Origin of the sequence: Amycolatopsis camponoti (assembly GCF_902497555.1) — a bacterium.
Lineage (GTDB): Bacteria > Actinomycetota > Actinomycetes > Mycobacteriales > Pseudonocardiaceae > Amycolatopsis > Amycolatopsis camponoti.
In genome coordinates this window covers 1,719,964-1,734,522 of the sequence record NZ_CABVGP010000003.1, presented here as the reverse complement: position 1 = coordinate 1,734,522, position 14,559 = coordinate 1,719,964, and the positions used below count along the sequence as shown (strand labels likewise).

Below are 14,559 nucleotides of genomic sequence, written 5' to 3'. Positions count from 1 at the left end.
TGGGGGTGCGCGATGACCAAACGGCCGGTTCTGTGGATCGCCGGAGCACTGGTCGCGGCGGGTGCGGTGCTGACCGTCGTGCTCACGGCCGGCGGTGGGGTGCCCGGCGCCAAGGCCGCGGCCCCGGGGCCGACGACGATGGGCGCCGAGTGGCGCTCCTTCCGCGCCGACGTCACCGGGATCCGCCCGGGGCCGGAGCCGACCAGCCTGTTCGTGCAGGTCGCCCTGCCCGGCAAGGACCCCGGCTGCGTCCGGGAACCGCGCATCGAGCAGATCGTGGAGACCAAGACCGACGTCCGCGCCGACGTCGTCTACTCGACCCGGCCCGCCTCGGGCGGTTGCCAGGACAAGGTGCCCGCCGAGCTGCTGCTGGCCACGGCCACGCCGGTCGCCGAACGCACCGTGATTCTCAACGGCGACAACGGCAACGCCTGGCACAAGCTCGGCGCCGGCTGGGGGCACTGCGCGCCGCAGGGCACCTGCGCCCCGCCCGCCGACCACTGCGACCCGGCCTGGATCGGCGCCGCCGTGACCGCGACGGGCGCCCAGAGCACGGGCACCACCCGCGTCTGCGACCCGAACTGGCTGGTCCTGGACCTGCCGGTGCGGCAGACCGAACCGCCGGCCCGTTCGGTCTTCCGCTGGGCCGACACCGGCTGGACGTCGTTCGCGCAGGTCAAGTCGGCCGGCTGCCCGGAGATCCGGGCGGCCGAGCCGAAGTTCCCCGTCGCGCTCTGCAAGACGCTGCCCGCGCCCGCGTGACCGACGTCGCGCTGCGACCCTTCCGCGAGGACGACCTGCCGGTCCTGGACCGGTTCGCGAACGACCCGGCGGTGCTGGGCGTCCACCAGTGGACCGGGTTCACGGACCCACGGGTGCGCCGCCGCCGCTGGGCCGAAGACGGTTACCTCGGCCCGAACGACACGGCGCTGGCCGTGACCGCGGACGACGTCGTCGCCGGCATGGCGAGCTGGGAAGCCGCCGACCGCGGCGGTCCGGCGGGCGGCTGCTTCGAGATCGGCCTGACGCTGCTGCCGGAACACCGCGGCCGGGGCCTCGGCCTGACCGCGCACCGGCTGCTCGTCGCCCACCTCTTCTCGGTCACGCGCGCCCACCGGCTCGAGGCGTTCACCGACGGCGGCAACGCTGCCGAGCAGAAGACGCTGGAACGGGCCGGGTTCCACCGCGAAGGCGTAATGCGCGAAGTCACCTGGCGCGACGGCGGCTGGCGCGACGAGGTCGTCTACGCGCTGTTCCGCCCTAGCGGAGCTGCTTGACGATCTCGGTGCCGACCGCCTTCACGGCGTCGTCGGTCTCCTGCTGCGGCATCGGCGAGTTCGAGAAGAAGCCCTTGTCCCAGCCGGACACCTCGACGATGACGACCGTGGTGCCCTTCAGGACGTGCAGCTCCGAACCGCTGAAGGCGCTCTTCGTGACCAGCCGGACCAGCACCGCCTTGTCGCCGACGCCCTTGACGTCGGTCGGCGGCACTTCCGGGCCGACCGGCGCGAACAGCTGGTTCGCCTGGGCCCGCGCGTTTTCCCCGGAGTACCCGGTGATCCGGACGCTCAGGGTGGCGTCCCGGACGTTCTCGTCGGACCCGGGCTTCCAGCTGCAGTTGACCTGCTTCAGGCCGGGCACGTTCGCGGTGCCCGGGCCGCCCAGCGCGAAGCTCGGGAAGCCCGCTTTCTCCAGCACCGCCGCCGGGACCTGGCACTCGGCGGGCACCGGCGACGACGACGGTGCCGCGCCGGTGCTCGCGAAGTAGTCGCTCGCGAAGATCCCGAGCGGGATGCCCGCGCCGAGCAGCACCACCACCGCGCCGGCGATCCCGAGGATCAGCCCGGTCCGCTTCTTCTTCGGCGGCGGCACCGGCCCGCCGTAACCGGGATATCCCTGCTGCGGGTAGCCGGGTGGCGGGTAGCCGGGCTGCTGGGGATACCCCGGCGGCCCCTGCTGCCCGTAGCCCGGCTGACCCGGTCCGTACGGCGGTGGTTGCTGCATCGAGCCCTCCCTCTCGAAGCGAAGCCGGGGTCAGTGCGCGAAGTGGCGCGTCCCCGTCAGGTACATCGTGACGCCGGCCTTCTCCGCGGCCGCGATCACCTCGGCGTCGCGGACCGAGCCACCGGGCTGCACGATCGCCCGCACGCCCGCCTCGACCAGCACCTCCAGGCCGTCCGGGAACGGGAAGAACGCGTCGGACGCGCCCACCGAGCCCTTCGCCCGGTCGCCCGCCCGCGAGACCGCCAGCCGCGACGAGTCGACGCGGTTGACCTGGCCCATGCCGACGCCGACGGTCGCGCCGTCCGCGGCGAGCAGGATCGCGTTCGACTTGACCGCGCGCAGCGAACGCCACGCGAACTCGAGGTCGCGCAGGGTCTGCTCATCGGCCGGGGTGCCGGTCGCCAGCGTCCACGAAGCCGGGTCGTCGCCCGGTGCGTTGATCGCGTCGACGGTCTGCACGAGCACGCCGCCGGAGATCTGGCGGAACTCGATCGGGGACGGCGGGACCTCGGGGAGCTTCAGCAGCCGGATGTTCTTCTTGCGCTGCAGGATCTCCAGTGCCTCGGTGTCGAAGTCCGGCGCCAGCACGACCTCGGTGAACACCTCGGCGATCTGCTCGGCGGCCTCGCGGCTGACCGGCCGGTTCGTCGCGATGACGCCGCCGTAGGCCGAAACCGGGTCGCACGCGTGCGCCTTGCGGTGCGCCTCCGCGATGTCGGTGCCGACCGCGATGCCGCACGGGTTGGCGTGCTTGATGATCGCGACGGCCGGCTCGGCGAAGTCGAACGCGGCGCGGCGGGCGGCGTCGGTGTCGACGTAGTTGTTGTAGGACATGGCCTTGCCGTGCAGCTGCTCGGCGTGGGCCAGGCCGGCCCGGTGTCCCTTGTACAGCGCGGCCTTCTGGTGCGGGTTCTCGCCGTAGCGCAGCACCTCGCCGCGTTCCCAGCTGATGCCGGAGAAGTCCGGGAAGCCGGAGTCGTCCGCGGGCGCGTAGACGTTGGAGAACCAGGACGCGACGGCGATGTCGTACGCCGCGGTGTGCGCGTACGCCTGCGCGGCGAGGCGCTTGCGGTCGGCGAGGTCGAAGCCGCCGTCGGCGACGCGCTCCAGGACCCAGCCGTAGCGGGCCGGGTCGACGACGACCGCGACGCTGCCGTGGTTCTTCGCGGCGCCGCGGACCATGGCCGGGCCGCCGATGTCGATGTTCTCGACGCAGTCCTCGGGGCTCGCGCCGGAGGCGACGGTCTGCGTGAACGGGTAGAGGTTCACGACGAGCAGGTCGAACGCCGCGATGTCCAGCTTGCGCAGCTGCTCGACGTGGTCGGGGTTGCCCTGGTCGGCGAGCAGCCCGGCGTGCACGTTCGGGTGCAGCGTCTTGACCCGGCCGTCCAGCGACTCGGGGAAGCCGGTGACGTCTTCGACCGGCGTGACCGGGACACCCGCGTCGGCGATGGCCTTCGCCGTGCCGCCGGTGGAGACGATCTCGACGCCGGCCGCGTGCAGGCCGGTCGCGAGGTCCAGCAGGCCCGCCTTGTCCGAGACGCCGATCAGCGCCCGGCGGACCGGGCGCCGTCCCAGGTCAGTGCTCACGAAATGTCACCTTTCGTCCGTCCACGGTGCAGCCACCGCGGCCGAGTCGCTCGATCGTTTCCACCAGCAGCCTGCGTTCGACGGCCTTGATCCGTTCGTGCAGGACGTCTTCGGTGTCGTCGTGCTCCACGACGACCGCCTCCTGGGCGATGATCGGCCCGGTGTCGACCCCGGCGTCCGCGAAGTGCACGGTCGAGCCGGTGACCTTGACGCCGGCCTCCAGTGCGTCGCGCACCGCGTGCATCCCGGGGAACGACGGGAGCAGCGCCGGGTGCGTGTTGACCACAGTGAACCGGCCGAGGAACTGTTCGCCGAGGATCTTCATGAACCCGGCGGAGACGACCAGGTCGGGCTGGTAGGCGCCGACGGCCTCGGTCAGCGCCTTGTCCCAGGCCGCGCGGTCAGGGTGATCCGCGACGCGGACCGTGAACGACGGGATGCTCACGCGCTCGGCGCGGGTCAGCGCTTCGATGCCGGTGCGGTCGGCGCCGACGGCGATGACCTTGGCCGGGAAGCCGGACCGCCCGGTGGCGTCCAGCACCGCCTGCAGGAGGGTGCCGGAGCCCGACGCGAGCACGACGAGCTTCACCGGAGTGGGCAGGTCCAACCGTTGAGACAGAGCGGGCTCCTTGCCGCGGGCGGTGCGCAGCCGGGCGCACGGCGCTTCACCAGGTCACGTCAACCCTAACGGTCGGTCTCGGCCGCCTCGACGTCGCCGCAGGTCTCGGTGCCTCCGGTCACAACCTCGCCGGCTTCGGGGACGTCCTCGGCCGGGTCTTCGAGGCCCAGTTCGGCGTCGGCTTCGGCGTCGAACTCCGTGTCCTCGCCGGGTTCTTCGCCAGCTTCTGCTTCGGGCTCTTCGGTTTCTTCGTCCTCTTCGGACGCTTCGAGTTCCTCGACGGCTTCGGCGGCTTCGTCGACGTCGACCTCTTCGGCGTCTTCGAAGGCCTCGTTGTCCTCGAGCGCTTCGGGCGGCGAGGGCGGCTCGTGCTCGCCCGTGAAGAACGCGACGAACGAACCCGGGATGAAGATCCAGCAGAACGCGACGATCGACGCGACGCCGACCGGGACGCTGACCGGGTCGAACGGGCCGTCGCCGAGCCGCCCGCCGGACAGCGAGCCCAGCAGGACGCAGCCGAGCGCGACCACCGCGCCGGCCACCGCGACCGCGCGGATGCGCTGTGCCGGGTCCGCGTCGACCTTGCGCAGCGACCAGCCGGCGAGTGCGCCCGTCGCCGCGGGCAGCACCAGCAGCGCCGGCCACCACGCCGCGTGGTGTTCCGGCAGGCCGCCCAGCAGCGGGACGCCGGGGACGGCACCGCCGCGGTAGCCGAACATCCCGACGTTCAGGTCGCCGATCGAGAAACCGGGCCCGGTGACGAACGACAGCGTGGCCGTCACGGCGTTCGGCAGGTACAGCACGGAGAGCAGGAACATCCCGAAGCTGCTGCCGAGCGCGGGCTCGTACATGTCGGCCACCGTCCGCCAGGACAGCGCGGTCGCGACGGTGAACACGACAGCACCGCAGGCCACCAGCACCGCGAGGCCCAGCGCACCGGCCCGGACCCCGCGCAACGCGAGGGGGTCGAGGCGCTCGGCGACGACGTCCGGCAGTCCGCAGCACCGGGCGATGCCCACCGCCGAGGCCGCCGCGGCGAGCAGCCCGGGCACGGCGAAGGCGACCATCGGGTTCGCCGTCACCGGCGAGCCCTGCGCGCAGAGCGCGATGACGAGCCCGAACAGCGCGTGCGCGCCGGTGATCGTCACGAACACCGGCAGCGCCGCGCGCGGTGTCCGGCAGCCGAGGCGCACGGTGGCGCCGGACGCCGTCCGCGCGGCCAGCACGAGCGCGCCCAGGGTCGGGAGCAGCGGCAGCACGCCGAGCGGGTGGACGCCGAGGCCGAGGCGCACCTGGTGCGCGGCGAGCCAGCCGGGCCCGGCGGCCAGCAGCACGCCGGTGCCGGAGAAGACGGTGCGGGGGGCGGTGAGCGCCACCAGCGTCAGCACGGTCGCGACGACGGCGTAGCCGGTGACCAGCGGGCCGAGGGCGGCGGCGAGCAACACCCGCACCCGCGCCGCCCGGGACGGTCCGACGTCGGGTTCGAGGTCGCCCACCGGCTCCTCGCGGGAGTCGGTGAGCAGGTCCATGATCCGCACCCTGACATCCGGGCTGGTCCGTCCGGGTGAGCCACGCCGCCGTCGGCCGGGGTGGCGAAGCTAACCCACCCGGTCGAGTAACCCTCGGAGTGCAAAACACCCGCTGTGACACCGAGCGTCACAGCGGGTGTTTCGGAGGACTTGCGTCAGCTCGACTTGCCGAAGCCACCGGGCGGCGTGCCCGGGTTGTCCGGCGGCGGCTGCTGGAAGAACGAGCCCTGCTGCGGGGCGTACGTCGTGGCCTGCTGCCCCGGCGGCGGCGTGGTCGACGGCGGGTTCGGCGAGCCGTACTGGCCCTGCGAGAACGGCTCCCCGGTCTGGTTGGCCGGACCCGGTCCGTGGCCCGGCTGCTGCTGGCCGTACTGCTGCTGCCCGGGCTGGCCGTACTGCTGCTGGCCCGGCTGGCCCGCCTGGCCGTACTGGCCGCCGTAGGACGGCGCGGCCGGCTTCGGCGTCGGCGGCTTGACGATGTCCTGCTCGATGAGCAGCGCGCCGACGGCCGCGGCCATCTGCAGGATGCCCAGGATCAGCACGATGACGAAAATGCCGGGCGTCGTCTGCAGCGCGATGAGCGAGTCGAGGACCTCGAGCGCACCGAGGACGCTGAGCAGCGCCGCGAACGGCAGCGTCTTCGGTCCCCTCGGCAGCGCGTACATCCCGGCGAGCAGGCCACCGGCGAGCAGGAGCACCGTGCCGAGACCGGTGTCGGCCTTGTCGGAGAACCCGAGGAAGTACTGGACGATGCCGAACACCGCGACGCCCAGGGAGAGCAGCAGCGGCAGGTTCTGCGTCAGGCCCGCGGCGCCCGAGGGCGCCTGGTGCGAGTGCGGCGGCGGCTGCTGAGCGGGGAAGCCACTGGACGGCGGTCCGGGGGGCTGCTGGCCGCCACCCTGCTGGGGGTAGCCGGGCCCACCGCTGGGGAAGGTCATCGGGAAGCACTCCTGTCGGTTCGACCGGCACTCCGGGGCACGCGGGCACCCGGGGGAAGACGAGGCGGCTTGCGTGCGCAGAACGCTAGCGCACTCGCAGGCCACCAGCCCATCAGACGCGTGAATACCTCGGGAGGTTTCGTCCTGAAACCAGGAAAGGCCGGGCACCCTGCGGATGCCCGGCCTCACCAGGAGTTACGCCTCGAACTCAGCCGAGGTTGTTGTACAGCTCACGCGCCAGGACGGCGGTCTCGCTCGGGGTCTTGCCGACCTTGACGCCGGCGGCCTCGAGGGCCTCCTTCTTGGCGGCGGCCGTGCCGGAGGAACCGGAGACGATGGCGCCCGCGTGGCCCATGGTCTTGCCCTCGGGCGCGGTGAAGCCCGCGACGTAACCGACGACCGGCTTCGTCACGTTCTCCTTGATGTAGGCCGCGGCGCGCTCTTCGGCGTCGCCACCGATCTCGCCGATCATCACGATGACCTTGGTCTCGGGGTCCGCCTCGAACGCCTCGAGGGCGTCGATGTGCGTGGTGCCGATGATCGGGTCACCGCCGATGCCGACCGCGGTGGAGAAGCCGATGTCCCGCAGCTCGTACATCATCTGGTAGGTCAGCGTGCCGGACTTCGACACGAGGCCGATCTGGCCAGGGCCGGAGATGTCGGCCGGGATGATGCCGGCGTTCGACTTGCCGGGGCTGATCACGCCGGGGCAGTTCGGCCCGATGATCCGGGTCGTGTTGCCCTTGGCGACGGCGTGGGCCCAGAAGTAGGCCGAGTCGTGCACCGGGATGCCCTCGGTGATGACGACGGCCAGCGGGATCTCGGCGTCGATCGCCTCGACGACCGCGTCCTTCGCGAACTTCGGCGGCACGAAGATGACCGACACGTCGGCGCCGGTCTCCTTGATCGCCTCTTCGACGGTGCCGAAGACCTTGAGGTCCTTGCCCTCGATGGTGACGGTCTGGCCGGCCTTGCGGGCGTTGACGCCACCCACGATGTTCGTGCCGGACTTCAGCATCTTGGTCGCGTGCTTCATGCCCTCGGAGCCGGTGAGCCCCTGCACGATGACCTTGCTGTTCTCGTTCAGGAAGATCGACATCTTCACGCACCTGCCGCGGCGAGCTCGGCAGCCTTGTCGGCCGCGTTGTCCATTGTGTCCACCACGGTGACCAGCGGGTGGTTCGCGTCGGCCAGGATCTGGCGACCCTCGACGACGTTGTTGCCGTCCAGGCGGACGACCAGCGGCTTGGCGGCCTCGTCACCCAGGATCTTCAGGGCCTCGACGATGCCGTTCGCCACCGCGTCGCAGGCGGTGATGCCGCCGAAGACGTTGACGAAGACGCTCTTGACGTCGGTGTCGTTGAGGATGACGTCCAGCCCGGCCGCCATGACCTCGGCCGACGCGCCGCCGCCGATGTCGAGGAAGTTCGCCGGCTTCACGCCGCCGTGCTTCTCGCCCGCGTACGCCACGACGTCCAAAGTGGACATGACGAGGCCCGCGCCGTTGCCGATGATGCCGACCTGGCCGTCGAGCTTGACGTAGTTGAGGTTCTTGGCCTTGGCCTTCGCCTCGAGCGGGTTCTCCGCGTCCTTGTCCACCAGGGCCTCGTGGCCCGGCTGGCGGAAGTCCGCGTTCTCGTCGAGGGTGACCTTGCCGTCGAGGGCGATGATCTTGTCCTGCGGGTCACGGACCAGCGGGTTGACCTCGACCAGGGTGGCGTCCTCGGAGACGAAGGTCTCCCAGAGCTTCACGACGACGTCGGCGGCCTCGTCGATGATGTCGGCCGGGAAGTTGCCGGCCTTCAGGATCTCGAGCGCCTTCGCCTTGTCGACGCCGGTGATCGAGTCGACCGGGATCTTGGCGAGCGCCTCCGGGCGCTCGACGGCGAGCTGCTCGATCTCCATGCCGCCCTCGGAGGACGCCATCGCCAGGAAGGTCCGGTTGGACCGGTCCAGCAGGAAGGAGAAGTAGTACTCGGACGCGATGTCCGAGGCTTCGGCCACCAGCACGCGACGCGTGATGTGGCCCTTGATGTCGAGGCCGAGGATGGCTTCCGCCTTCTCCTTCGCCTCGTCGGGCGTCTGGGCCAGCTTGACGCCGCCCGCCTTCCCGCGGCCGCCGACCTTCACCTGCGCCTTGACGACGACCTGGTTACCGATCTGCTCCGCGGCGGCCTTGGCTTCTTCGGGGGTGCTAGCCACCGAGCCCGGCAGAACCGGTACTCCGTGGGCGGCGAAGAGATCCCTCGCCTGGTACTCGTAGAGGTCCACTACTCCAGTCTCCTGACGACACGCCACTGCAGGTGGTCCGCGACCGGACCGCGCTGTCGGACCAGTCGAGGTTAGCGACCTGCGCAGACGCAGGGGACTCCGCACCTGGTGAAGTCGGTCACCGTACGCGGTCAGACGGTGCTCCCGCGGTGTGAGACCGCCCACCGCGCAACCGTTCCGCCGCTTTTTCCGGGGTCGTCCCGGCGTCGACCGGAACCACGCGGACGGGGTCGAGCGCCTGTTCGAGGTCCGGCGGCGGCCGCTCGCCGAGCACGGCGACGGCGTCCGGGTCCTCCTGCTCGGCGGTCCGGAGGATCTGCTCGATAGTGTCCAGCGGGCCGGCGTGAACGACCTCCATGCCGTCGTCGCGCAGCGCGCGGCCGAGCGCGACGGCGGCCGGATCGGGCTTCCCGAACTCGACGACGAGCACCCGGAGTCGCTCACGGCTCACGGCGGCCACCGGCGACGGCCAGGCCGGCCGCCAAGAGCAGCGCGGCGACGGCGGCGAGGGCGAGCCAGAAGCCGGTCGACGGGCTCGCGTCGCCGAGGGAGCCGCCGACGAGCGGCAGTTCCGCGGCGTGCAGCGCGGTGAGCAGCGCGGCCCCGGCGAGCAGGGCCGCGGCGGACTTGGGCCGCGACCGCAGCGCGAGCGCGGCCGCGCCGACGACGACCACGACGGCGGTCAGCAGCCCCCACGAAGGGGTGTCGAAGTTCGACCAGAGCCCGGGCGCGACGTAGCCGGGCACGCTGAAGACGGGCAGCCCGAACGCGGCGACGGCCAGCACCCCGCCGGCCACGACGGGCGTGAGCACGTTCTTCCCCGGCTCGGTGACGGTTTCGGCGTCCTCGCGTTCGACGACCCCGGTCCCGGCGGCGGCGAGCGCGACCAGGACGGCGAGCACGAGCGCGGCGAACGTCCAGGCCGCACCGGCGCCGAGGTCGTAGGTGAAGACGGGGGCGGCGCCGGACGTGCCGCCGAGGTCCGCGCCCCCGAAGCCGGCGAGGTTGCCGGCCTGGGTGGCGGTCAGCGCGGTGTTCAGAACGGCGGTGCCGGCCAGGACGATCCCCGCCCAGGCGACCCCGAGCACGGACCGCGCGCCTGCCGCCGTCTTGCGGATCAGGGTGCCGAGCGCGAGGACCCCGACGACGAGCGCGGCGGCGAGCAGGAACCACCGGGCGGGGCTCTCCGCGGCGGCGCTGGTGGGCGCGACGGCCCCGGGGTTGACCGCGGTGACGGCGACCTGCGGCGCGAAGGTTCCGATCAGGGCGGCGACGGCGGTGGCGAGGCCGAGCACGCCGGTCGTCAGCCGCCACCAGAAGATGCCGGGGACCTTGACGTCGCTCTCGGTGTCTTTAGGCGTTTCGCTGAGCCGGGTGAAGGCGAGGCCGGCGGTGATCGCCGTCGCGGCGAGCACGAGGACCGGGCCCCAGGTGACGTGGAGGTCGTCGCGCAAGAGTCCGGCGAGGACGGGCGGCACGGCCATCCCGAAGGCGCCGGCGGTGAGGCCGAGCAGGGTGCCTCTCGCGGTGCTTTCGGACGGAGAGGCGAGCGCGAGCACGGCGGCCAGCGGCAGCGCGGCGGCGAGCAGCAGGTAGCCGCCGAGGGCGGGCCAGGGCCCTTCGAAGGCGGCGCGGGCGAGGAGGAAGCCGTTGTCCGAGCCGACGGGGGCGGTGAGCAGGCCGACGGAGGCGGCGACGGCGAGCAGCGGGACGAGCAGGCGCCAGCGTCGCCGTTCGGGTTCGTCGTCTTGCCGGTTCGCCTGCCAGGCGGCCACACCGGCGGCGACGGTGAGCAGGTCACCGGCCAAGAGCAGCCAGAACCCGGCGCCGACGGCCGAGCCGCCGACGAAGCGGTCGGGGAGGTAGAGCTCGGGGCGGATGGTGAGGGGCCCGTTGACGGCGAACTGGAGGTCGAGCACCAGACGCCCGGGAGCGAGGGCGGCGAGACCCAGGAGGAGCCCTTTGGCGAGGGCGGGTTTCCCGGCGACGGCGGTCCAGATGGCGGCGAGGACCGGGGCGAGGGAGAGGAGGGCCAGCCAGGGCCAGCTGCCGAACCCGGGGCCCGCGGCCGGGGAGACCGGGACGACGGCTGCGGCGGTGAGGGCGATGGCGCCGAGGGTGGCGACGGCCAGGGCGATGGTCAGGGGGCGGGAGGGGGTGGTGTCTTCGGCCCAGGTGGCGGGGTCGGTCGTCGCCGCTGTGGGGGGCTTGGGGCGGGTGGCTGTAGGGCGGGTGCTCGCCGGTCCGGCCTTGGCTGTGCGGGTGCTCGCGGGTCCGGCCGTGGCTTTCGCACTGCCGGTGGCCCCGGCTTTCGCAGCGCCGGTGGGCCCGGCCTTCGCCTCGCCAGTGGCCACGGCCTTCGCCGCGCCGGTGGGGCCGGCTTTCGCGCTGCCGGTGGCCGTGGCTTTCGCGGCGCCGGTCGGCCTGGCTTTCGCGGTGCCCGCGGGTTCGGGGCGGGCGGTTGCCGCGGAGGTGCCGGCGTTCGCCGCTGCGGCGGGCTTTGCCTTCGCTGCGTCGGCAGGCTCGGGCTGAGCGCTCGCCGCGCGGGTGCCCGCCGGTCCGGACCGGGCTTTCGCCGCGCCGGTGGGCCGTGCTTTTGCTGCACCGGCGGCACCGGTCTTGGCCGCATCGACGGGTTCGGCCCGAGGGGGCGCTGCGTCGGTGGGGGCTTGGCCGGGGGCAGCTTCAACCGATTCGGTGGTTTCCGCGGGCGCCTGCCGGGAAGTCTGTGCGCGAGGAGGCTTCCGCTTGCCGGTGGGATCGGTGGTCGCGGGGTCCTGCGGGGAGGCCGGGGAGCCGGGGGTGCTCCCGGTCGGGGGCTCTGAGCGTGGGGGCATCGCCCGCGACGCTAGCAAGGTCGGCCGGACCGGGAGGTCCCAGCGGGCCACGAGTCGGCGAGCGGCGCAGGTTGGCGGGCGACGGATACCGGCGAGGTGGCCCGGGCTGGCTAACGGGGCGGCGCAGTTCGGCGGGCGGCGCCAAGCGCAGAACGGCGCAGGTAGGCGGGGCGGTGCAGGTAGGCCGAGCCCGGGTGACATGCGGAGCGGCACGGGTCAGCGGTCGGTGCAGACGCGCGGATCGCGCAAGGTGAAGGCGCAGGCCAGCGGACGGGTGCAGAGTGGCGCGGGCTAGCGCGAGCCGCGAGTCAGCGAGCTGCGCAGGCCATGGGCGGCGGAAGTCGGCGGACTGCCCGGGCTGGCTGCCGTTGGGCGGTGCCGGTCGGCGGGCGGCGCGAGGTCCAGGACGGCGCGGGCCATGCGGCCAGAGCAGGTGCGTGAGCGGGCCAGCCCGCCGGATGGCGTCGGGTGCAGAACGGACCGGCTGGCGGGCATGCACCACAGAGCCGCCCGAGCGTCGCCGGAGTTGAGGTCGGGCTGCCGGGCGTTACCCATCAGACAGTGGCCGAATGCGGGACTCGGTCACGAGAACCCAGCGAATCCTCGAGCGCAAGCCCAAGAAGTCGGACAAAACAGACACCGACGAGCCGGATCTAAACACGAGTCGGTGAGCGGTTCGCGAGCGTCGATGAACGGTCGCCCCGGTCGACTCCGAGAGCCTTCGTGACACCCCGACATCCGCGCCCAGAGCACGCCTCGAGATGCACTCGGGCGTCGAGAGTGCTTGAACATCCCCTGGCTGACCCTTATTCCGGCCCCCTGGGCCGCAAACCTCGTCGGACGGTCCATAACCGCCCGCAAGGTCTGTAAGGCAAGTCACAACCAATGTAGTAAACCCCGTCTAACTTTGAGTAATCCCTACAGGTGGACGCAAGATCCGCGCCACCCGATCGGCCGCCCGACGGGGCAGATCTTGCTTACGGCGGTGCCCGTTCGTTACTGTCCCCCGGTCCCCATTACAGTCAGGTCACGAAGTAGGACAACGAGCGAACCACCCCCGAGGTTGGCTCACCGGGTTCCCCCGCCCGCAGTCCTCGACCCGGCTCCCCGACGATGGAAGGCTCTGTCTTGGCTTCACACCGCTCCCCCGGCGGCCAAGCTCCTTCCCCGGCACTGAAGGACGCACTCGAAGGTGCAGTCGTTCGTGTCCGGGGTGCGCACCGCATCGCCCCGCCCTCCTCGGCCCTCCGCGGACGTGTTGTGGTCGCCGCTGTCGCGGCCGGTGCGTTCGCTGCCGCTGCTGCGGGCTCGACGCTCAAGACGGTCACCGATTCCGACCAGGCTGTGACGCCCTTGGCCAACAGCCAGGACGCCAGCGCCTCGTTCACCTCGGGAGGTGCGGGCACCGGGGGCGCCCCCGAGCTCCTGCCGGCCGGGCACGCCATCGACGCTTCCGCCGAGGCCGCCAAGCTTTCCGACAGCGCTTCGATCACGCAGGCCCGTGAGCAGCGTGAAGCCGACGCCGCCAAGAAGGCCGCCGAAGAAGCCGCTCGTCCCAAGACCTGCCTGCCGGCCCACGGCACCTTCACCTCGGGCTTCGGTGCCCGTTGGGGCACGAGCCACCTCGGCATCGACATCGCCAACGCGATCGGCACCCCGATCTACGCCGCCTCCGACGGCACCGTGATCGAGGCCGGCCCCGCCAGCGGCTTCGGCCTCTGGGTCCGGGTGCAGCTCGACGACGGCACCATCCAGGTCTACGGCCACATGAACAGCTTCTCCGTCAAGGAGGGCCAGAAGGTCAAGTGCGGCCAGCAGATCGCCGAGATCGGCAACCGCGGCCAGAGCACCGGACCGCACCTGCACTTCGAGGTGTGGCAGAACGGCACCAAGAAGATCGACCCCCGGCCCTGGCTGGCCGCGCGCGGCATCGTCATCTGATCCGTTCGCTCCACCCCGGTGGCCCACCGAACCGGGCCATCGCACCGGGAAACCCGGCTGTAGAGCCATGATCCGCCACCGAGGGCCGACGACGCCCCTCGTTCGAGTGCGAACGGTCATCCGCTCCAGCCGGGACACCACGGCCGTCCGAGACACGTGAACACCCGCGCCGGACGGCACCCGGCTCCGGCACACGGCGCACGCACGACGGATTCCCATCCGAGAGCGGCGAACCGACAGCGGATGCACCCGAGCCAGCGCGGCCGGAAGCCCGCCAGCTCGCTCCACACCCCTCGGCTCGCCCGAGATCATCCTCAGCCGCAAAAGACGCGCCAAACGACGGCTCAGCGCCCGGAAACGGCTAACGATGCCCGCCCGGCAACCGGCGGATGAAGTAGGCCACCGCGACCTGCCACACCGTGCACAGCTCCGCGGACCTCCGGACCGGCACCGGCACCCAGCCCCAGGGCAGAATTCCCCCTGCGCCCCCCGCGGAGCGGACACGCGCGGCCCGACGTGTCGTCCAGCGGCGTCCCCGGCCGCAGGTGACACATCGCCCGTCCGCTCCGAGCTCGTGCTGCCTGAGCAGCGCTCGCCAGGCGGCGGCCAGCCGGCACGCCTCCGCTCCCGCACGCGAAGGAATTCCTGAAGCCCCCGAAGGGCCCGGACCCCGATCCGGAACCGCCGACCCCAGGACTCCTCGCAGGTGTTTTTGTACCCCTTCGGCCAACAGGTGAAACAGCACCGCGTCCACACCACACTACCCCCTCCGTCGAACTTGTGTTCGATCGTGGGGTCAGTTCTACCGGTGGGGTACGACGATTCCGGCG

13 protein-coding genes are annotated in these 14,559 nt (G+C 72.2%); 4 read left to right on the top strand and 9 right to left on the bottom strand.

Annotated features, from left to right (window positions below):
- The first annotated feature begins 12 nt into the window (after positions 1–12).
- Both AA23TX_RS44930 and AA23TX_RS44925 read left to right on the top strand, forming a co-directional pair.
- Complete coding sequence (locus AA23TX_RS44930; protein ID WP_155548963.1) at positions 13–762, top strand: hypothetical protein; 750 nt, start codon at positions 13–15, stop codon at positions 760–762.
- A complete protein-coding gene (locus AA23TX_RS44925) occupies positions 759–1,277 on the top strand; it encodes a GNAT family N-acetyltransferase (protein ID WP_230863087.1) in 519 nt (172 codons plus the stop codon). The genes AA23TX_RS44930 and AA23TX_RS44925 overlap by 4 nt, the downstream gene beginning before the upstream one ends.
- On the opposite strand, the gene AA23TX_RS44920 is transcribed toward AA23TX_RS44925, so the two are convergent.
- The 9 genes from AA23TX_RS44920 to AA23TX_RS44880 form a co-directional block, all read right to left on the bottom strand.
- A complete protein-coding gene (locus AA23TX_RS44920) occupies positions 1,261–2,004 on the bottom strand; it encodes a hypothetical protein (protein ID WP_155548962.1) in 744 nt (247 codons plus the stop codon). The genes AA23TX_RS44925 and AA23TX_RS44920 overlap by 17 nt on opposite strands.
- Positions 2,005–2,034: 30 nt before the next feature.
- Entirely contained in the window at positions 2,035–3,594 is a 1,560-nt protein-coding gene (gene purH, locus AA23TX_RS44915; protein ID WP_155548961.1) for a bifunctional phosphoribosylaminoimidazolecarboxamide formyltransferase/IMP cyclohydrolase, read from the bottom strand.
- Entirely contained in the window at positions 3,584–4,201 is a 618-nt protein-coding gene (gene purN / locus AA23TX_RS44910; RefSeq protein WP_155548960.1) for a phosphoribosylglycinamide formyltransferase, read from the bottom strand. Before purN ends, purH begins: the two co-directional genes overlap by 11 nt.
- Before the next feature lie 77 nt (positions 4,202–4,278).
- Positions 4,279–5,751: a cell division protein PerM gene (locus AA23TX_RS44905; protein WP_155548959.1), complete on the bottom strand. Its 1,473-nt coding sequence runs from the start codon at positions 5,749–5,751 to the stop codon at positions 4,279–4,281.
- Between the two features lie 146 nt (positions 5,752–5,897).
- Positions 5,898–6,680 (bottom strand): DUF5336 domain-containing protein, encoded by a 783-nt coding sequence (locus AA23TX_RS44900; RefSeq protein WP_155548958.1) that lies wholly within the window; start codon positions 6,678–6,680, stop codon positions 5,898–5,900.
- A gap of 208 nt (positions 6,681–6,888) precedes the next feature.
- Positions 6,889–7,779 (bottom strand): succinate--CoA ligase subunit alpha, encoded by an 891-nt coding sequence (gene sucD / locus AA23TX_RS44895; RefSeq protein ID WP_155548957.1) that lies wholly within the window; start codon positions 7,777–7,779, stop codon positions 6,889–6,891.
- A 2-nt stretch (positions 7,780–7,781) separates the two neighbouring features.
- Entirely contained in the window at positions 7,782–8,951 is a 1,170-nt protein-coding gene (gene sucC / locus AA23TX_RS44890) for an ADP-forming succinate--CoA ligase subunit beta (protein WP_155548956.1), read from the bottom strand.
- A gap of 118 nt (positions 8,952–9,069) precedes the next feature.
- Positions 9,070–9,402 carry a hypothetical protein gene (locus tag AA23TX_RS44885; RefSeq protein ID WP_155548955.1) on the bottom strand — a complete coding sequence of 111 codons (333 nt, stop codon included), beginning with the start codon at positions 9,400–9,402 and terminating at the stop codon, positions 9,070–9,072.
- A complete protein-coding gene (locus AA23TX_RS44880) occupies positions 9,392–11,305 on the bottom strand; it encodes a hypothetical protein (RefSeq protein WP_155548954.1) in 1,914 nt (637 codons plus the stop codon). The genes AA23TX_RS44885 and AA23TX_RS44880 overlap by 11 nt, the downstream gene beginning before the upstream one ends.
- Here AA23TX_RS44880 and AA23TX_RS44875 point away from each other — a divergent pair.
- Entirely contained in the window at positions 11,298–11,483 is a 186-nt protein-coding gene (locus AA23TX_RS44875) for a hypothetical protein (protein ID WP_155548953.1), read from the top strand. The genes AA23TX_RS44880 and AA23TX_RS44875 overlap by 8 nt on opposite strands.
- 1,565 nt (positions 11,484–13,048) lie before the next feature.
- The gene (locus AA23TX_RS44870; RefSeq protein ID WP_155548952.1) at positions 13,049–13,729 is read left to right on the top strand and encodes a M23 family metallopeptidase; all 681 of its coding nucleotides are present in this window, start codon (positions 13,049–13,051) and stop codon (positions 13,727–13,729) included.
- The last annotated feature ends 830 nt before the right edge of the window (positions 13,730–14,559 follow it).